The sequence below is a fragment of the Longimicrobium sp. genome (genome assembly GCA_036389795.1).
GTDB lineage: Bacteria > Gemmatimonadota > Gemmatimonadetes > Longimicrobiales > Longimicrobiaceae > Longimicrobium.
In genome coordinates this window covers 64,662-81,735 of record DASVWD010000285.1, presented here as the reverse complement: position 1 = coordinate 81,735, position 17,074 = coordinate 64,662, and the positions used below count along the sequence as shown (strand labels likewise).

18 protein-coding genes are annotated in these 17,074 nt (G+C 72.1%); 9 read left to right on the top strand and 9 right to left on the bottom strand.

Annotated features, from left to right (window positions below):
• From VF746_32215 to VF746_32185, 7 genes are all read left to right on the top strand, one after another.
• Positions 1-1,152 (top strand): MFS transporter, encoded by a 1,152-nt coding sequence (locus VF746_32215; GenBank protein HEX8697129.1) that lies wholly within the window; start codon positions 1-3, stop codon positions 1,150-1,152.
• Positions 1,149-2,069: an LD-carboxypeptidase gene (locus VF746_32210; protein ID HEX8697128.1), complete on the top strand. Its 921-nt coding sequence runs from the start codon at positions 1,149-1,151 to the stop codon at positions 2,067-2,069. Before VF746_32215 ends, VF746_32210 begins: the two co-directional genes overlap by 4 nt.
• A 309-nt stretch (positions 2,070-2,378) precedes the next feature.
• Positions 2,379-3,110 (top strand): hypothetical protein, encoded by a 732-nt coding sequence (locus VF746_32205; protein HEX8697127.1) that lies wholly within the window; start codon positions 2,379-2,381, stop codon positions 3,108-3,110.
• Positions 3,107-3,679 (top strand): cob(I)yrinic acid a,c-diamide adenosyltransferase, encoded by a 573-nt coding sequence (locus tag VF746_32200; GenBank protein ID HEX8697126.1) that lies wholly within the window; start codon positions 3,107-3,109, stop codon positions 3,677-3,679. Before VF746_32205 ends, VF746_32200 begins: the two co-directional genes overlap by 4 nt.
• A gap of 53 nt (positions 3,680-3,732) precedes the next feature.
• On the top strand, positions 3,733-3,948 hold the full coding sequence (locus tag VF746_32195; protein ID HEX8697125.1) for a hypothetical protein: 216 nt from the start codon (positions 3,733-3,735) through the stop codon (positions 3,946-3,948).
• Positions 3,949-4,320: 372 nt separating this feature from the next.
• Positions 4,321-4,830 carry a DUF2335 domain-containing protein gene (locus VF746_32190; GenBank protein ID HEX8697124.1) on the top strand — a complete coding sequence of 170 codons (510 nt, stop codon included), beginning with the start codon at positions 4,321-4,323 and terminating at the stop codon, positions 4,828-4,830.
• Between the two features lie 804 nt (positions 4,831-5,634).
• Complete coding sequence (locus tag VF746_32185) at positions 5,635-6,054, top strand: BrxA/BrxB family bacilliredoxin (GenBank protein HEX8697123.1); 420 nt, start codon at positions 5,635-5,637, stop codon at positions 6,052-6,054.
• A gap of 81 nt (positions 6,055-6,135) precedes the next feature.
• On the opposite strand, the gene VF746_32180 is transcribed toward VF746_32185, so the two are convergent.
• Both VF746_32180 and VF746_32175 read right to left on the bottom strand, forming a co-directional pair.
• Positions 6,136-7,995: a hypothetical protein gene (locus VF746_32180; protein HEX8697122.1), complete on the bottom strand. Its 1,860-nt coding sequence runs from the start codon at positions 7,993-7,995 to the stop codon at positions 6,136-6,138.
• An 83-nt stretch (positions 7,996-8,078) separates the two neighbouring features.
• Positions 8,079-8,324, bottom strand: coding sequence for a hypothetical protein (locus tag VF746_32175; GenBank protein HEX8697121.1), 246 nt, complete (start codon positions 8,322-8,324; stop codon positions 8,079-8,081).
• Positions 8,325-8,747: 423 nt separating this feature from the next.
• On the opposite strand from VF746_32175, the gene VF746_32170 reads away from it, so the two are divergent.
• Positions 8,748-10,607 (top strand): long-chain fatty acid--CoA ligase, encoded by a 1,860-nt coding sequence (locus VF746_32170; GenBank protein HEX8697120.1) that lies wholly within the window; start codon positions 8,748-8,750, stop codon positions 10,605-10,607.
• 133 nt (positions 10,608-10,740) lie between these two features.
• A complete protein-coding gene (locus tag VF746_32165; GenBank protein HEX8697119.1) occupies positions 10,741-11,601 on the top strand; it encodes a phosphatase PAP2 family protein in 861 nt (286 codons plus the stop codon).
• A 342-nt stretch (positions 11,602-11,943) separates the two neighbouring features.
• Here the strand turns inward: VF746_32165 and VF746_32160 are convergent, their stop codons facing one another.
• From VF746_32160 to VF746_32130, 7 genes are all read right to left on the bottom strand, one after another.
• Positions 11,944-12,498 carry a hypothetical protein gene (locus VF746_32160; protein ID HEX8697118.1) on the bottom strand — a complete coding sequence of 185 codons (555 nt, stop codon included), beginning with the start codon at positions 12,496-12,498 and terminating at the stop codon, positions 11,944-11,946.
• Positions 12,499-12,719: 221 nt separating this feature from the next.
• The gene (locus VF746_32155; GenBank protein ID HEX8697117.1) at positions 12,720-13,526 is read right to left on the bottom strand and encodes a PPK2 family polyphosphate kinase; all 807 of its coding nucleotides are present in this window, start codon (positions 13,524-13,526) and stop codon (positions 12,720-12,722) included.
• Between the two features lie 73 nt (positions 13,527-13,599).
• The gene (locus VF746_32150) at positions 13,600-14,697 is read right to left on the bottom strand and encodes a thiamine pyrophosphate-dependent enzyme (protein HEX8697116.1); all 1,098 of its coding nucleotides are present in this window, start codon (positions 14,695-14,697) and stop codon (positions 13,600-13,602) included.
• A 185-nt stretch (positions 14,698-14,882) separates the two neighbouring features.
• Positions 14,883-15,251: a hypothetical protein gene (locus VF746_32145; GenBank protein HEX8697115.1), complete on the bottom strand. Its 369-nt coding sequence runs from the start codon at positions 15,249-15,251 to the stop codon at positions 14,883-14,885.
• Positions 15,252-15,483: 232 nt separating this feature from the next.
• Positions 15,484-15,717, bottom strand: coding sequence for a hypothetical protein (locus tag VF746_32140; GenBank protein HEX8697114.1), 234 nt, complete (start codon positions 15,715-15,717; stop codon positions 15,484-15,486).
• Between the two features lie 200 nt (positions 15,718-15,917).
• Positions 15,918-16,259: a hypothetical protein gene (locus VF746_32135; GenBank protein ID HEX8697113.1), complete on the bottom strand. Its 342-nt coding sequence runs from the start codon at positions 16,257-16,259 to the stop codon at positions 15,918-15,920.
• 240 nt (positions 16,260-16,499) lie between these two features.
• A complete protein-coding gene (locus VF746_32130; protein HEX8697112.1) occupies positions 16,500-17,009 on the bottom strand; it encodes a nuclear transport factor 2 family protein in 510 nt (169 codons plus the stop codon).
• Positions 17,010-17,074: the final 65 nt, after the last annotated feature.

Below are 17,074 nucleotides of genomic sequence, written 5' to 3'. Positions count from 1 at the left end.
GTGGTCTTCCTCACCGTCTTCCTGGACCTGGTGGGGTTCGGGATCGTGATCCCGCTCCTGCCGCTGTACGCGGAAGCGATGGGCGCGGGCCCGGTGGCGGCCACCTGGCTGGTGGCGGTCTACTCGCTGATGCAGTTCTTCTTCGCGCCGTGGTGGGGGCGGGTGTCGGACCGGGTGGGCCGGCGGCCGGTGCTGCTGGTGGGCCTCTTCGGCTCGGCGGCGTCGTCCCTCCTCTTCGGACTGGCCGGCTCGCTCCCGCTCCTCTTCGCGGCGCGGGCGCTGAACGGGTTCGCGGGGGCCAACATCGGGGTGGCGCAGGCGTACGTGGCCGACGTCACGGGCCCGCACGAGCGCGCGCGGGGGATGGGCCTGGTCGGCGCGGCGCTCGGGCTGGGCTTCGTCTTCGGCCCGGCGCTCGGGGGGGTGCTCTCGCGCTGGGGGCACGCGGCGCCGTTCCTGGGCGCGGCGGCGCTGGCCTTCCTGAACGGCCTCTGGGCGGTCGCGCGGCTCCCCGAGTCGCTCCCGCCCGAGCGGCGCAGCGCGGCCCCGGCGGGACTCGGGCTGGGCGAGCGGCTGCGCACCCTCTTCCGCGGCGGCGGCTCGGAGCGGCTGCGGGTGCTCTACGCGGCCGGCTTCCTGGTCACCCTCGGCTTCGCGGCGATGGAGGGGACGTTCTCGCTCTGGGCGCACGCGCGCTGGTCGCTGGGGCGCGAGGGGATCTCCTTCCTCTTCACCTGGGTCGGCGTCGTCGCCGCGCTGGCGCAGGGCTTCGCGGTGGGGCGCCTGGTGCGCCGGCTGGGCGAGCGGCGGGTGGTGCTCGCCGGGCTCGCGCTGCTGACGGCGGGGCTGGCGGGGGTCGCCCTGGCGCCCTCGCTGCCGCTCCTGGCGGGGGCGCTCGCGGTGCTGGCGCTGGGGTACGGCACCACCAGCCCCTCGCTCTCGGCGCTGATCTCGCGACAGGGCGGCCCCGCCGAGCAGGGGCGGGTGCTGGGCGCCTACCAGTCGCTCTCGGCGCTCGGGCGCGTCTTCGGCCCCGTGTGGGGGGGCGTGGCGCTGGCGCACGTGGGACAGTCGGCGCCGTTCCTCTCCGGGGCGGGGCTCGCGGCCGCATCGCTCCTGCTGCTGGCGCTGGCGATGGGAGGGGCGCCGTGATCCGGCCGCCGGCGCTGGCTCCCGGCGCGCGCGTGGCGCTGGTCGCCCCCGCGGGGCCGCTGGCCGAGGGGGCGGTGGACCGCGCGGTGGAGCGGGTGCGCGACTGGGGCTTCGAGCCGGTGGAGGGGGCGCACGTGCGCGGCCGCCACGGCTACCTGGCCGCGCCCGACGCCGAGCGCGCGGCGGACTTCGACGCGGCGTTGCGGGATCCGTCCATCGACGCCGTCTGGTGCCTGCGCGGGGGGTACGGCACCATGCGCATCGTGGACGCGCTCGACTGGGACGCGCTCGCCCGGCACCCCCGGCCCGTGATCGGCTTCAGCGACATCACGGCGCTGCACCTGGCGATCCAGCGGCTGGGGATCGTCTCGTTCCACGGCCCGCACCCGGCCACGGCGGAGCTGAACCCGTTCTCGCGCGGCGGCCTGGTGCGGCTGCTCACCAGCGCCGAGCCGGCGGGCGTCCTCCCCTTCCCCGCGGAGAACGGGCGCGCGGAGGCGTTCGCGGGCGGCGCGGCGGAGGGCCCGCTGGTGGGCGGCAACCTCTCGCTCGTGGCGGCGACGCTGGGGACGCCGTACCAGGTCCGGGCGGAGGGCGCGATCCTCTTCCTGGAGGAGGTGGGCGAGCCGGCGTACCGGGTGGACCGGCTGCTGTCGCAGCTGCGGCTGGCGGGGGTGCTGGGGTCGGTGGCGGGGGTGGCGCTCGGCGCCTTCACCGAGTCGCCCGACGAGGGGGCGGAAGGGACGCCGCAGATCGCCGAGGTGCTGCACGACCGCCTGGCGGACCTGGGCGTCCCGGTGGCTTTCGGCTTCCCCTTCGGCCACGTGGACGACAACTGGACCCTGCCGCTGGGCGTGCGCGCGCGGCTGGACGCGGACGCGGGGACGCTGGAGCTGCTGGAGCCGGCGGTGGGGTGAGGATTGATGGGATCGTCGTGCGAGGATCGGGCGCGGCGGCGGGGGCCCTCACCCGGCGGCCTTAGAGCCGCCACCCTCTCCCAACCGCGGGAGAGGGTACTCGACCGGCCCGGCGCGGGAGGTTACGTCCGCGGCGGAAGCGAGTCTCCGCAGGTGGGGAAGAGGGCATTGGCGCACCGGAGCCGCCTCCGCCGCGATCCCCGCAAAGTACCCTCTCCCGAAGTTGGGAGAGGGTGGCGACGCGGTAGCGGCGCCGGGTGAGGGCCCCCGGCGGCTCGCGCGAAAACCCATCGAGCAACGAAGATCGACGTGGTTCCTGTAGATAGCGATTCCCTCGCCCGCGTCTCCGTCGGGCTGGAGGAGGGCGCGGACGGCGAACTGGTTGCGCACCCGCTGGCGCTGGCGGGGTGCGCGGCGTCCGGGGCGTCTCCCCGGGCGGCCGTGGGGGCGTTCGAGCGCGAGTGGATGGAGTGGCTGCGCTTCCTGGCCTCGGCCGGCGAGCCGGTACCCCCGCCGGGCGCGGAGCTGGAGATCGCGGTGGACGAGTGGGTCCGCACGGACGCACGGACGGGCGTGGGCGAGAGCGCGGCGCTCTTCGCGGCGGACCTGCGGCCGCTCTCCGACGACGAGATCCGGCGCAGCCTCCGGCTGCTGGGCGACCTGCGCGGGCGGCTGCTGGCGCGGGTGCGGCGGCTGCGGCCGGCGGAGCTGGAGGAGGAGCTGGAGCGCCCCAGCGAGGGCGGCTGGACGGTGCGGCGGGTGCTGGAGGAGCTGGCGCGCGCCCAGTGGTGGACGCTCTCGCGGCTGGGCGCCACGCCGCTGGCCGGGGCGCCGGACCGCACCGTCGCGCGGCTCGACACGGCGCTGGCGCTCGTCGTCCAGCACCTGGGGCACCTGGAGCCGGACCGGCGCGGGCTGCGCCTGGAGCTGGACGGCGAGGAGTGGACGCCGCGCAAGGTGCTGCGCCGCCTCCTCTGGCTGGAGTGGACGCTGGGCCGCGCCGCCATCCGGGCGCTGGACGCCACCCCCACGAGCGCATGAAGATCTACACGAAGACGGGCGACCGCGGCGACACGGGCCTCTTCGGCGGCCAGCGCGTGCGCAAGGACCACGTGCGCGTGGAGGCGTACGGCGAGGTCGACGAGCTGAACTCCACGCTGGGGCTCGTCGTCCTGCACCTGGAAGCCGCGGGGCAGGGCGAGACGGCGGCCGGGCTCCGGCAGGTGCAGGCCGACCTCTTCACCGTCGGCGCCAACCTGGCCACCCCCGCGCCCGAGGACGGCGGGCGGGAGAACGCCTACATCCCCGCGCTGGAGCCGGGGCGGGTGGAGGCGCTGGAGCGCTGGATCGACGCGGCCGAGGCGGAGCTGGAGCCGCTGAAGAGCTTCATCCTCCCCGGCGGCGCGCCCGCGGCGGCGGTGCTGCACCTGGCGCGCACCGTCTGCCGGCGCGCGGAGCGGCGGGTGGTGGCGCTCGCGCACGAGGCGCACGTCGCCCCCGAGTACGTCATGTACCTCAACCGTCTCTCCGACCTCCTCTTCACCCTGGCCCGCCTCGCCAACCGCCGCGCCGGCGTCGCGGACGTCCCCTGGACCCCGAACCCGCGCTGAGCATCTCGACTACGGGGGTCAGCTTCTCCGAAGCCGCGTGGCGCGGGTGCTTCATGGACAACCCGGAGGTTGCGCCGGAGGGGTTGGAGGTGGTGGAGCTACGCGACGGGCGAGTTACCGTAGAGGGCTCGCCCGAAGTGCTGCGGCACATGCTGGAAGACTTGGAAGAGCTTCGGACCGGATTCATCGACCTACCAGAGGCGAACACCCGCGCGTGTCTTGAGGTAGAGAGGACGACGAAGGAAGCGCTTGAGGGGGCCGGGAGTTGATCCCCGGCCCCGTCTGTATTGACGAAGCGATAGACAGCGGCACACTATGTAGGAGGTAGGCCACGGCTCTTGCGCTGTGAATTGGTGTAACACTACAGTGAAAGCGCTGTTCACACGTGAGTGCCTCAAGCTGTTGGGATGAGAAATGACCCGTTCCTCGTATCTGTTTTCTAGACCGTCGTTCCGACGCGGCGCGGGCCGTCTCGTTGATCTTGCCGGTACGCTGAACGATTCTGCGTACCGCCTGAGCCCGACCCCGGAAGAATCAGACGCACTTGCACTGTACGCCGATTGGCTGGCAGTCGGAGACGATTTGTCAGTGGCGATTTCGTCGGTTGCATCCAAGGCAGAACGTAATCGGAAGGATCTTTGATGGCCGGGAAGAAGAAGCCTAAAGGCGAGTCCCAACCGCCTGCGAGAACCACGCCCGAACCATCACAAACGCCCGCGCCCCCGCCTGATGATCCAAACCTCAGGCGGGGTTTCCTCGTCAGGGCGGAGTTTACTGGTCCTGTTCCACCGCCTGAGATTATCCAGCGTTACGAAGAGGTGTACCCCGGTGCCGCCGAACTGATTTTCGGTGCTTGGGATACGCAAGCGTTGCACCGCCGTACTCTTGAAGAGCGCGTTGTGGAAGCTGACATCAGATCGGAATGGCGAGGGCTGCACCTTTCGTTTGCGCTGGCGGCTATCACAATCATAGGCGGGATCATCCTGATCGCCTTGGACAAAGACATTTACGGTCTCGCTGCTGTGCTTACCCCTCTCGCGCTGCTGGCGGGCGTGTACTTCCAGGCGAAACAACAGCAACGCCGTGAGTTAGAAGAGAAGACGCCGGAAGCTCCCGATGCCCCGCGACGACTGCCGCCGCCCGATGAATAAAAGCCAACTCGTTCAAAAAGTGAACAGCTAGGGCGCTCGCCTACATGGTGAGCGCCCTAGCTATTTGTGCCCGTGCAAATAGTCAACGCGGTTTCCTCTCTTGAAAGCCAAGCTTCTTGTTTTTTAACCCTTAAAATTCGGGGGCGGTTCTCGTTCCTCCCGCTGGTATCTTTCTCGCGCGTTCACCCGGTGAATCTACTTCCGCCCTCTCTCGTGGCGTTCTCTCGTTCCCCCTAAAACAAGCTCCTGACGAGCGGCGTACCAGTGTGTTGGGCGCGCGGCCTTCGCGCGCCCGTACACCTCAACAGGGAGGCTCTGTTGACCAACCTTTTGAGGAACCGCCTGGGGAAGCACCGGAAGATCCGGACGCGTAACACCGTTACGCGGGAGAGGGACGCAAAGGCGGATTGGTTTTAGTGCGGACGAATGAGCGTCCGGAGGTTACGGCACCGCTTTCCTTCCCTTCTTCTACCGTAACTTCTATGCTCGCCCTCAAGTCCGTGCGAAGGTCCGAGCTCCCGCTTGCCCGGACCCTGTGTTGTTTCGGCCCTCTTCCGGGCTCACAACCGTCTCGTTTCAGGATCGGAAGAGTATCATTAGATTGGATAGGTATTCACTGGAATTCCCGGCTTGGCGTCAGGTACGTACTTGCCTTAGAAAATCAGAGAGCATCGTCCGCCCCGGCTCCCCTCGCCCACCCCTGCCCGCCGCTCGCGAAGGATGCTAGATTAGCCCTCGTACAGCGGTGAACCATTCCATCGGGAACGACCTTGATCCCGATCCACCATACAGGAGAGGTGAAGGATGCCGTACGATGAACGCTTCATCACGCCGATGCGCCAGGAGCTGACGCGCCTGGGCGTGCAGGAGCTGCGCACCCCCGAGGAGGTCGACCAGGCGCTGGCGGACGCACAGGAGCCCACCCTGCTGGTGGTGAACTCCATGTGCGGGTGCGCCGCCCGCAACGCCCGCCCGGGCGTGGCGCTGGCGCTCGCGCGCTCCGAGAAGAAGCCGGCGAAGCTCACCACCGTGTTCGCCGGGCAGGACCTGGAGGCCACCGCCCGCGCGCGCGAGTACATCCACGGCTACCCGCCCTCGTCGCCCTCCATCGCCCTGCTCAAGGACGGCGACGTGGCGTTCATGCTGGAGCGCCACCGGATCGAGGGCCGCACCGCCGAGGCCATCGCCCAGGACCTCGCCGCCGCCTTCGAGCAGCACTGCTGAAGCGTCCGCGCGCGATCGTCGGAAAACCGAACGGGGGACGGGCCGCTTCGCCCGTCCCCCGCGCGCATCCCTCCCCCGGCGTCACGACGGCGGGGCGGTCCGGATCGCCAGCAGCCCCACCAGCGTGGTGTGGTAGTCGTCGGCGAACGACCGCCAGCGCGCGTCGGCCGGCGCCGCGTCGTCGGCCCCGGCGGCGTCCGCCCGCTCCCCCGGAGCCACCGGGCCGGGCCACGACCCGTCCTCGCGCTGCGCCGCGAGCAGGTGCAGCCACGCCTCGGGCGCGGCCGGGTCGTCCACCTCCATGTACCGCATGGCCATCAGCAGCTCGCCTCCCAGGTCCCAGTTGCCCCGGCGCATGTACAGGCCGAGCAGCCGCGGGAGGGCGGCGGCCAGGTACGCGCGGTCCGCGTCGGTGGCGAACGCCGGGCGCGCCGCCCCGAAGTCGGTGGCGAAGAACACCGTGTGGGTGAAGGAGTACGCGTCGGCGTCGGTGAGGACGAGCACGTCGGGGTGGTGCGCCAGCAGGGTGCGCCGGTACACGGCCTCCATCGGCTCGCCCGGCCAGGCCAGCCCGGCCGACTGCACCGCGTGGACCAGGTCCATCCGCACCGCGGGCCCCATCTCCGCCCCCGCCAGGTACGGGCCCGCCACCAGCCGCTCCAGCCGGGCGCGGAAGGCGGCGTCCTCGAAGCCGCACCTGCGCAGCGACGCGTACAGGCCGGCGGCCGGCAGCTGCGCCGGCTTGGCGAGCAGGTGCTCGCGGAGGGCGTCGGTGGCGAACACCTCGTCCCACAGGTAGCGGGCGATCCGGCGGTAGCGCTCCCCCCCGCCGGCCAGCGAGCAGGTGAGCGCCAGCTCGGCCGCCGCCTTCACCGCGTACTCCGCCCGCCGGACGTCGGCGTGGCGCAGGGGGTTGAACAGCTCCAGGCGGTCCTCCACCCACGCGAGCGCCCGCCCTTCCGCCTCGCGGACGCCGCGCGCCAGCACCGCGGCGGGCACCGCCGGCCGCGCCGGCTCCGCGCGCGGCCGGGGCGCGGGCTCCCGCGGCGCGGCGCCCGCCAGGGGCGAGCGGCCGCCCAGCGCGTGCTCGGCCAGCATCCACGCGCTCGCCGCGGTCAGGCGGAGGTGCACCATCCGCTCCACGTCGAGCGCGCCCCCGGCGCAGCGCTCCTGCAGGTGCACGGCCAAGTGCTGCGAGCCGAAGCGGCCGTCCGGGAGCTGGCAGTCCAGCACGAGGGCCACGGCCTCCGCGTACTCCGGGGCCTCGCCGAGCCCTGCGTAGCCGAGCGAGCGCGCCAGCGGGCACGCCAGGTCCAGGTCGCGCTCCTTCACCGCGCAGAAGGTCCACAGCCGGAGCGCCCGCTCCAGGGCGCCGTCCGCCGCCCACCCGGGCGGCAGCGGCCGCGCGCCGAAGCCGGAGAGCGCCGCCACGGCCTGCGCCACCGCGCCCACCTCGGCGGTCTCGGCGGCGTGGGCGGCGGCGCCGCGCGCGGGCGGCGGGAGCGGCGGCGCGGGGCCGGGCTCCCGCCCGGCGAGCAGCGCCGCCAGCCAGGCGCCGGTCCGCGCCTGCACGGGCGACGCCGGCCGCCCGCGCGCGGCCAGCGCCTCCCACTCGCCGGCGCACCAGCGGCGGAACGCGTGGGCGCCGCCGTCGCCGTCGGGGAGGAGCGCGGCGCAGAGGAGGCTGGTGACCGCCCCGCCGGAGTGGAACCACGCGTCGGCCTCGGGCGCCGGGCGGCCGCCGGGGAGGAGCGCGGCCAGCGCGCGCTCCGCGCCGCCCCCGTCGCCCACCCCCAGCCGGCGCGCGCACGCGGCGCCCAGCAGGACCAGGGCGAGCTCGGCCGGGGCCAGGGCGCCGTCGCGCGCCCGGGCGAAGCGCGCGAGCCACTCCGCCGCGCGCTCCACGGCGGCCCGCGCGGCGTCTTCCAGATCGGTCGTCATCGTGTGTGCGGGGCCGGAGACGGGTGAGCGACGTGCCGCGGGGGGCGGCGCCCCGGGATGGTCCGGAGCGCCGCCCGGCCGCGTCAGAACGAGACCTTGATGAACAGGAACCGGTCGAACACGAACACGTAGTGCCGCGGCCTGATCCTCGCCGCCTGCGCCTCCAGCGACCCGACGAACTTCTCGTACGAGTCCCGCACCTCGCCGGGAAGACGCGTCGCGTCTTCCTCCGCCAGGTCCTTCCGGGCGTACTGGATGAACTGCTCGGCCGAGACGCCGATGTAGCTCGCGCCCGTCTCCTGCACCGCGCCGTCGATCGGCTCCGACATGGCTGCCTCCCGCGTGGTGGACGGCTCCGCGGCGGACTCCGTCTTCGTTCCGCCAGAAAGCGTCCTTAACCGTGGCGCAACCAGTTTACGGGATCCATTCGGTAAAGTCAACTAAATCTTTGTAAACTTTCGATTTAAGCTGCGTGGCTCCCGCGTTCCGCAGTTGCCTGCGTGCTCTTTGACGCAGAACACGCGTGCATCGTATGGGCGTATTTAGATCTATACAGAAATCCTACCCTCCTGCCATCTCGAGACTGTCGTGCAGATGGATGTCCGAAGGCGCCGCCGCACTGAACCGCGTCCGCACCGCAGTTGGGCGGCGCCCGAGCGCGCGTCCGCGCCGCCACTTGTCTTCGGGGTGTGCCCACCGGCATACTTGGGCGAACGTGCCAGCCCCGCCGCCGACCCAGGAGCCCCCTCCCGATGCCCACGACCGCCGCCTCCATCGCCGCCAGGTCCCGGCTGGTCCCGCTGAACCCCGTGGAGCGCGACACCGTCAACAGGATCTTCCTGGGCGCCGTCGACCGCTACCAGCGCCCACGGGCCATGCTGCACAAGCTGGCCGGCGACTGGAGGCCGATCTCGCACCGGGAGCTGGAGGAGCGCGTGACCCGCCTGGCCGCCGCGCTCGCCCTGCACGGCATCCGGCCGGGCGACCGGGTGGCGATCCTCTCCGAGAACCGCCCCGAGTGGGCGGTCACGGACTTCGCCGTGCTGGGGATGGGGGCCGTGGACGTGCCGCTCTACCCCACCCTGCCGGCCAACCAGGCCGCCTTCATCCTGCGCGACTGCGCCGCCCGGGCCGTCTTCTGCTCCACGCGCGAGCAGCTGTCCAAGCTGCAGGAGATCCGCGCCGAGCTCCCCGACCTGCGGCTGGTGGCCGTCTTCGACCAGGTGGCCGGGGCCGAGGGCGCGCGCTCGTTCTCCACCCTGCTGGAGGACGGGAGGAAGGAGCTGGAGAGCGGCCGCGGCACGGACTTCCGCGAGCGGGCGCTGGCCGTGGGGAGGGACGAGGTGGCCACCCTGATCTACACCTCGGGGACCACGGGGACGCCCAAGGGGGTGATGCTCACCCACTTCAACCTGGCGTCGAACGTGGCCGCCTGCCTGCAGCACGGGATGACGGCCATCATCAACGAGGGCGACACCACCCTCTCCTTCCTCCCGCTCTCGCACGTGTTCGAGCGGATGGTCGACTACCTGTACTTCGACCTGGGGTGCACCATCGCCTACGCCGAGTCGATGGACAAAGTGGCCGACAACCTGGTGGAGGTGGGGCCCAACGTGGCCGTGTCGGTGCCGCGCCTGTTCGAGAAGATCTACACCAAGGTGACGGGCGCCGCGGGGCTCAAGAAGAAGATCGTGGACTGGGCCCGCGGCGTGGGCGCGGCGGTGGCCGACCTGCGCCTGGGCGGCCGCGAGCCCTCGGGCGTGCTCGCCTTCCAGTACCGGCTGGCCGACCGGCTGGTCTTCTCCAAGCTGCGCGAGCGCACGGGCGGCAAGCTGCGCAACTTCGTCTCCGGCGGCGCGCCGCTCTCGGCCGACATCGCCCGCTTCTTCTTCGCGGCCGGGCTCCCCGTCTACGAGGGCTACGGGCTCACCGAGACCTCGCCGGTGATCGCGGTCAACAGGCCGGACGCGGTGAAGCTCGGCACGGTGGGCACCGTCATTCCCGGGGTGGAGGTGGCCATCGGCGAGGGGGGCGAGATCCTCACCCGCGGGCCGCACGTGATGAAGGGGTACTGGAACAACCCCGACGCCACCGCCGAGGTGATCGACGAGGACGGCTGGTTCCACACCGGCGACATCGGCGAGCTGGACGCGGAGGGGTTCCTGAAGATCACCGACCGCCTCAAGAACCTGCTGGTGACCGCCGGCGGGAAGAACGTGGCCCCGCAGCCGATCGAGAACGTGGCCGCCATGTCGCCCTTCATCGCGCAGGTGGTGATGATCGGCGACCGGCGCGCCTTCCCCAGCCTGCTGGTGGTCCCCGACTTCGAGAACCTGGACGCGTGGGCGAAGGCGCAGGGGATCGAGAGCAGCGACCGGCGGGCGCTGGTCGGCGACGAGCGCGTCCGCGAGCTGCTGGAGCGCGAGGCGCTGGGCCGGCTCTCTGAGTTCGCGCGCTACGAGGTGCCCAAGAAGGTGCTGGTGCTGGCCGACGAGTTCACCATCGACGCGGGCACGCTCACCCCCACGCTCAAGGTCAGGCGCAAGGCGGTGGAGAAGCTCTACGCCGACGAGATCGAGCGGCTCTACGCCGGCCACTCGGCCGAGGGCTGACCGGGGTCGAACGGCAACGGCAGGACTCACGCAGAGACGCATAGACACGGAGAAAAGCAGAACCGCGGCGGTTCTCTGCGCCTCTGCGTGAGATTCCGCACACTCGGGCCAGGGGCAGATGGTGGGATGTGAGATGAGACGTGCCTTCCTCACCCTGGCGGCGGCGGCAACGATCGCCGCCGCGCCCCTGTCCGCGCAGAAGGCGGTCTCCTGGCCGCCGCCGCTCCCGGCCGCCGCCCAGGCGGACTCGTCGGGCGGCGAGATCGAGTTCTTCACCTCGCGCGACTGGAAGTACGCGGCCGGCTTCGCGGCGGCCACGGTGGTCCTGGCGCCGCTGGACCGGGCACTCGCCCAGTCCATCCAGGACTCGCTCCTCCAGGGAAGCCCGCTCCTCTCCACCGCCGCCACCGGCGCGCGGCTGCTGGGGGTGCCCGGGTCGCTGGTGATCTCCGGCGGGCTGTACGCGGGGGGCCGCATCCGGGGCGACCGCGACCTGGCGGAGCTGGGGCTGCACACCGGCGCGTCGGTGGTGGCGACCAACACCATCATCTTCGCGCTCAAGACCGTCGCCGGGCGCGACCGCCCGTACCAGAACCCCGACAACCCGTTCGACTTCGCCTTCCTGGGCGGCCTGGGCGACGAGGGGCGCCGCTCCTTCCCCTCGGGCCACACGGCCTCGGCGTTCGCGGCGGCCGCCGCGGCTACCACCGAGGTCGGGCGTCACTGGCCGCGCCACCACGTGCTGGTGGGTACGGTGCTGTTCGCGAGCGCGGGGCTGGTGGGGGTGTCGCGGATGTACAACAACAAGCACTGGGCGAGCGACGTGGCGGTGGGCGCGGCCATCGGCACCTTCACGGGGTGGAAGGTGGTGCGCTACACCCAGGCGCACCCCAACAACGCCCTCGACCGCCTCTTCCTGGGCCGCTCCCACGACGACCCCGTCCCCGACGACAGCGCCCCCATCGTCATCGGCTTCACCATCCGCACCCGCTGAAGCAAGCCCGGAAAGGCGGGTCGGGATGCGCAACGCCATCTTCTACCACTCGAATCCCCATGCTGTCATCCTGAGGAGCCGCTGCGCGGAACCGTCGGAATGAGGAGATCGCGGGCGGCGACGAAGGATCTGCGGGTGGGGTCCGAGCGTGAGCCCGGCTGACGCGCGAGCCCCCACCCGCAGATCCTTCGGGCGCCCAACCTCTTGTGCAGAAGCGGCTCCGGCGCGCGCGCCCTCAGGATGACAACGTGTTATGAGTCATGGCCCCCGCCGAATTACGAGACCGAACGGAAGCGGCGGGACCGGGATGATCCGGCCCCGCCGCTCTCGTATTTCCTTGCCTCACCGCCCCCGGGGTTCGCCCGGCTGGGGGATGTAGATCCGGTCCGGAACCGGGGGAGGCTCCTCCGCCCCGCGGGTGTAGTCGTCGCGGACCCGCGCCTCGCCGAAGCCCACGCGCCACCCGGCGGGGAGCTTCGGCAGCTCCAGCCACTGGTAGCCTCCGCCCCAGGCGCGGCACCCGCCGCCGTAGGTGGTGACCAGGACGCGGTACTCGCGGCGCCGCTCCGAGCGCCACGCGTCGATGCGGAACCTCGCGTGGCAGTCGCCCGAGAGCGGCAGGCCTACCAGCGTGCGGGCGCCCGGGTCCCCGAAGTCCGCGCCCTTGCACTGCGGGAACTCCTGGAGCCGCCGCACCGCCACCGAGTCGTCCACCACCCGGTAGCCGAGCACGTCGCACCGGCCCAGGTCCACCCGGCGCGAGGGCAGCCGCACCGTGTCCACCGGGATCTCCGCCGAGTCCGGCCGCAGCCCCCAGTCGGTCTGCTGCGCCCGCGCCGCAGCCGGCACCGATGCTACGACAGCGACCGAGACCACCGCCCATCGCACGCTCCGCATCCCCCGCCTCCGCTCGCCACGTCCGCACGCGATCCACCGTGAGCGCGAAGTCTACCGGCCACGGCGCGCGGGGGTTCCGGGCGGGAGGGAGAGAGTCGATCGGAATCGAGATCCGTAACTTAAAGTCTCACACGGAGTCAACGGAGTTAACGGAGAACTGCCAGAGGTTCTCTGTTGACTCCGTTGACTCCGTGTGAGTCCCCTTCCGGTGGAGAATCCGGTTACACGATGCGGTCGCGCCAGGCGAGGACGTCGGGGTCGGCGGGGGGGTACTTGGGGTCCATCTTGCGCAGCACGCCCACCACGTTCTTCGCCACCAGGAAGTCGCGCACGCGCTTGTCGTCGGCGGGGACGATGTACCAGGGCGCCCACGGGGTGCTGCAGCGGGAGAAGACGTCGCGGTAGGCCTCGGCGTACTCGTCCCACTTCTCGCGCGCCTGCAGGTCGCTCACGCGGAACTTCCAGTTCTTCTCGGGATCGTCCAGGCGCGCCAGCAGGCGCTCCTTCTGCTCCTCGCGCGAGACGTGGAGGAAGAACTTGAGGATGCGCGTGCCGCTCTCCACCAGCGTCCGCTCGAAGGCGTTGATCTGCCGATAGCGCTTCTGCCACACCTCGGGCGGCGCCAGCTTCTCCACCCGCACCACCAGCACGTCTTCGTAGTGCGAGCGGTTGAAGATGCCGATCATCCCCTTCTCGGGCGCCACCCTGTGCACGCGCCAGAGGAAGTCGTGCGCCAGTTCCTCTTCCGTGGGCGCCTTGAACGAGGCGGCGTACGAGCCCTGCGGGTTGAGCGGCCCGAACACGCGCTTGATCGCCCCGTCCTTGCCCCCCGCGTCACGGGCCTGGAACACCACCAGGAGCGCCCGCTTCCCCTCGGCGTAGAGCGCGCTCTGCAGGTCGCCGAGCTCCTTGCCCAGCTCCTTGGTCTTCTTCTCCAGCTCGTCGTCGTCGGGGAGCCCCTCGGGCCGGGCGGCGTCGCGGTCGTCGAGCGGCACGCGCTCGCCCTTCTGCACGGGCTTCAGCTTCATCGGGAGCGGAGGTCAGGGGTTTTCGGATCGTCGGACATCCCGGCGGCGGCCGGGGCTCCGGCGGAGGACGCCTTCACGCCCCGGCGTAGACGCCCAGCTCCGCCGTCTCGCCGGCGGGCATGGCGGCGTCGCGGCTCCGGAGCGCCTCCTCGGCGGCCGCGTCGACCTCGGCGGCGACCTCGGCCTCGATCGCCTCCAGGCGCGCGCGCGCGATCCCCTCCCCCTCCAGCCACGCCTCGAACATCCCCACCGGGTCGCGCTTCCCCCAGTAGGCGAAGACGTCGGGCGGGAACAGGCTGCGCGCCTCGCGCTCGTCGTGGGTGGCGTGGCCGCCCATGCGGAAGGTCTCGGCCACCAGGAGCGTCACGCCCCCGCCCGCGCGCGCCCGCTCGGCCGCGATCCGCGTGGCGGCGAAGGCGTCCAACACGTGGTTGCCGTCGAAGACGCCGCCCGCCACGCCGTACATCGCCGGCCAGTCGTCGAAGCGCCCGGCGGCGTGCTGGGCGAGCTGCGTCCCCAGCGCCACCTGGTTGTTCTGGATGATGTAGACCACCGGCAGCCGCCGCACCGCCGCGAAGTTGATCCCCTCGTGGAACGCCGCCGCCTTGGTGGAGCCGTCGCCCACCCAGGTGAGCCCCACCCGGTCTTCGCCGCGCTGCAGGAACGAGAGCGCGATCCCGGCGATCACCGGCACCACGTCGCCCACGTGCGAGATCGGCGGCAGCACGCCGTGCTCCAGGTCGCCCACGTGCAGGTCGCGCCCGCCCGAGGGGCCGTCGGCGGTGCCCAGGTAGCTGCGGAAGATGTCGGCCACGGGCATCCCCATCTCGTGGCAGGCGCCCACGTTGCGGATCATCGGCGCCACCACGTCGCGGCCCGGGCCCATGCGCCGGAGCGCGTGCACGGGGCCGATGGTGGCCGCCTCCTCGCCCGTGCCCAGCCACGCCTTGGAGATCACGCCGTTGCGCACCCAGCGCTTGAGCGCCACGTCGTGCAGGCGGTTGCGCAGGAGCCCGGCGTACATCGCCAGCAGCTCGTCCTCGCCGAGCGCGCGGATCGCGGCGCGGCGCTCCGGGTCGGCGTCGGCCTTCTCGCGGTACGCGCGCAGCAGCTCGGGATCGGCCTGCCAGTCCAGGTACTCGGGGGGATCGTACGCGGCGTAGCGCTTCATCGGGAACAGAGCGGGAGAAGTCGGAGAAGACCGGTGTCGGGGCTGAGGATACGGCCCGCCCTCCCGCCCCGCAATGGCAGGCCCGCCGCCCCCCGGGGGGAGCGGCGGGCCTGGTGACGGACCGCGCCCGGCGCACAGCGGGCGGCGCCCCCGCCCGAAAGGGGAGGCGCCGCGGGTTCACTCGCTCACACGGGGCAGGTGCCGCCGCAGGTCTCCCAGCAGCTGCCGCACTGCGTGTCGTTGGCGGAGATTGGGCAGTTGGCGGTGCAGTTGACGCAGGTGTTGTCGTCGCAGGTGTAGGGGCACGTGTTCGGGCACGTGGCGTCGTCGCACGTGTTGGCGCACGTGGCCGGACAGGTCGCGGCGCAGGTAACGCAGGTGGGCTCGGTGCAGGTGGCGCCGTCGCTCGGGCACGCGCGGCGGCAGCTCGGGCCGAAGCGCGTTTCGCCCTCGCTGTCGAAGGCGTCCACCGTCCCGTTCAGGTCCAACGGGCCGGGCAGGGTGATGAAGCTGTCGACGTGCAGGTCGTCGAGCTCCAGCTTGAACTTTCTCATCGTGGTCTCCTGTGGCCGAAAGGGGGTCGGCGCCGGGGGGCGGTCCGTTTCGCTCTCGCGGTAGCGTGCAGGGTAGCCGCGCGCCGCAGGTGGCGGGAACCGGGATGGGACGAAGCCCGGGCCCGCGGGACAAAATGCAGCCGCAGGGGACGAGTTGTTCGGGACGATACGAACACGGGGCGCTCTTTGCAGAGCGCCCCGTGCGGTTTGTCGCCAGGTTGTGGCGTGAGTGCTACGCTCCAGGCTCGCACTCCGGGCAGCCCGTGGCGCAGGTCGGGAACTGGAACGTCGGGCAACCGCATGACTCGGGGCAGGTCTCGTCGCACGTGTACGGGTTGCTGGGGCAGGCGAGGCACGACGCACCGGTGTCGTAGCCGTCCACCGTCCCGCGCGCGGCCTCATCTCCGGGCTCCACCGCGAACGAATCCACGCGCAGCGCGTCCACGTCCAGACGGATCTTGCTCATGGGGCTCTCCTTTCCCCCGGGCGGGGTCGGCAGGGCGTTCGTGTGCACACGCACGAGATGATGCACGGATCGAGAATACCCCCGCGCCGCGGCTGGAAGAATGCGCCCGGGACGGGCTGGTGAGCGGCGGGATGGACTGCGGCAGGGCTGGACGTGCCGTGGAGGGGGCGCCCCCGTCGGGAGCGCCCCCTGCCGCCGGGTCACGGCGTGAGCGGGCAGGTGCACGAGTCCCAGCACGACGGGCTCCCCGAGCCGCAGTCGATGCAGGTGGCGTCGTCGCAGGTGTAGGCGCAGGTGTTCGCGCAGGTCGGGTCGTCGCAGGTGTTCGCGCAGGTGTTGGGGCAGGTGTTGTAGCAGGTGGCGGGACACGTGGCCTCCACCGTCTCCTGCGGACACAGCCGGGGCCGGCAGCTCGGGTCGAAGCAGGTGCCCACCTGCCCCGTCGCGAACGCGTCGACGGTGCCGGCGCCGCGCGCGGGCTCGGGCGTCGTCGCGAAGGTGTCGACCCGCAGGTCTTCCACGTCGAGCCTGAACTTTCTCATGGGGGGCTCCTCTGGCTGGGAGTGATCGTCCGGACGAGGCCCGCGGCCGCGGGTCCTCGATTGAACGATTGCCTCCGCGCCGCTCCGGCCGATACGCGCCCGTGACGACGGGAGCGAAGGCGTGAGAAGCGGCGATCCGCCGGGGACGATCGGGCGCGGGGAAGGACCAGAGTGCGAAGTGCGAAGTGCGCACCCGGGCGGCGCGCTTCGAACGACACGGCGCCGGCCGGGACCGGGCGCCTACTGCGGCTTGCCGTCGGTGTAGTTGGGGCCCTGGCCGAGGATCCGGACCGAGCGCGTGCGCCACCCGGCGGGGCGGCGCACCCACGTCTCCCGGTGCGCGGCGTGGGTGAGGCGGATGTGCTCGGCGCCGTCATCGCCGCGCAGGCGCCGCTCCCAGCGCTGGCGGACGAAGACCACCGCCGAGTCGCCGTCCACCCGCAGGCTGTCGAGGTCGAAGCGGATCTCGCGCGTCTCGACCACCGCCTCCCAGCGGCACGCCTGGTCGCTCACCAGCTCGGCGCGGGTGCGGGTGAGCGACCGCCCGTCCGGCGTGGCGATGGTGATCACCGAGTCGGCGCGGACGAACCCCTCCGCGTCCTTGCGCCGCGCGGCCTCCTCCATCCTGCGCAGCTCCCGCTCGATCTCCGCCCGCGCGAGGCCGGCCCGGCCGTCCGGCACCGGCCGCGCGGGCACCGCCCGGCACGCAGCCTCCAGCATCGCGAGCGCGAGAATCCAGTACTGTCGCATGCGCCTCCCTCGTCGATGCTTCTCTCTTCCCCTGCCCGTACGGCGGCAACAAGCGTGCACCAGGG

Coding starts and splice junctions, on each gene's coding strand:
- VF746_32175 (HEX8697121.1), bottom strand. CDS start 8,324: ATGTCGGAGCCGATCGACGGCGCGGTGCAGGAGACGGGCGCGAGCTAC.
- VF746_32135 (HEX8697113.1), bottom strand. CDS start 16,259: ATGAGAAAGTTCAGGCTCGACGTGGAAGACCTGCGGGTCGACACCTTC.
- VF746_32150 (HEX8697116.1), bottom strand. CDS start 14,697: ATGAAGCGCTACGCCGCGTACGATCCCCCCGAGTACCTGGACTGGCAG.
- VF746_32145 (HEX8697115.1), bottom strand. CDS start 15,251: ATGAGAAAGTTCAAGCTGGAGCTCGACGACCTGCACGTCGACAGCTTC.
- VF746_32160 (HEX8697118.1), bottom strand. CDS start 12,498: ATGCGGAGCGTGCGATGGGCGGTGGTCTCGGTCGCTGTCGTAGCATCG.
- VF746_32170 (HEX8697120.1), top strand. CDS start 8,748: ATGCCCACGACCGCCGCCTCCATCGCCGCCAGGTCCCGGCTGGTCCCG.
- VF746_32180 (HEX8697122.1), bottom strand. CDS start 7,995: ATGACGACCGATCTGGAAGACGCCGCGCGGGCCGCCGTGGAGCGCGCG.
- VF746_32195 (HEX8697125.1), top strand. CDS start 3,733: ATGGACAACCCGGAGGTTGCGCCGGAGGGGTTGGAGGTGGTGGAGCTA.
- VF746_32200 (HEX8697126.1), top strand. CDS start 3,107: ATGAAGATCTACACGAAGACGGGCGACCGCGGCGACACGGGCCTCTTC.
- VF746_32140 (HEX8697114.1), bottom strand. CDS start 15,717: ATGAGCAAGATCCGTCTGGACGTGGACGCGCTGCGCGTGGATTCGTTC.
- VF746_32165 (HEX8697119.1), top strand. CDS start 10,741: ATGAGACGTGCCTTCCTCACCCTGGCGGCGGCGGCAACGATCGCCGCC.
- VF746_32155 (HEX8697117.1), bottom strand. CDS start 13,526: ATGAAGCTGAAGCCCGTGCAGAAGGGCGAGCGCGTGCCGCTCGACGAC.
- VF746_32190 (HEX8697124.1), top strand. CDS start 4,321: ATGGCCGGGAAGAAGAAGCCTAAAGGCGAGTCCCAACCGCCTGCGAGA.
- VF746_32130 (HEX8697112.1), bottom strand. CDS start 17,009: ATGCGACAGTACTGGATTCTCGCGCTCGCGATGCTGGAGGCTGCGTGC.
- VF746_32185 (HEX8697123.1), top strand. CDS start 5,635: ATGCCGTACGATGAACGCTTCATCACGCCGATGCGCCAGGAGCTGACG.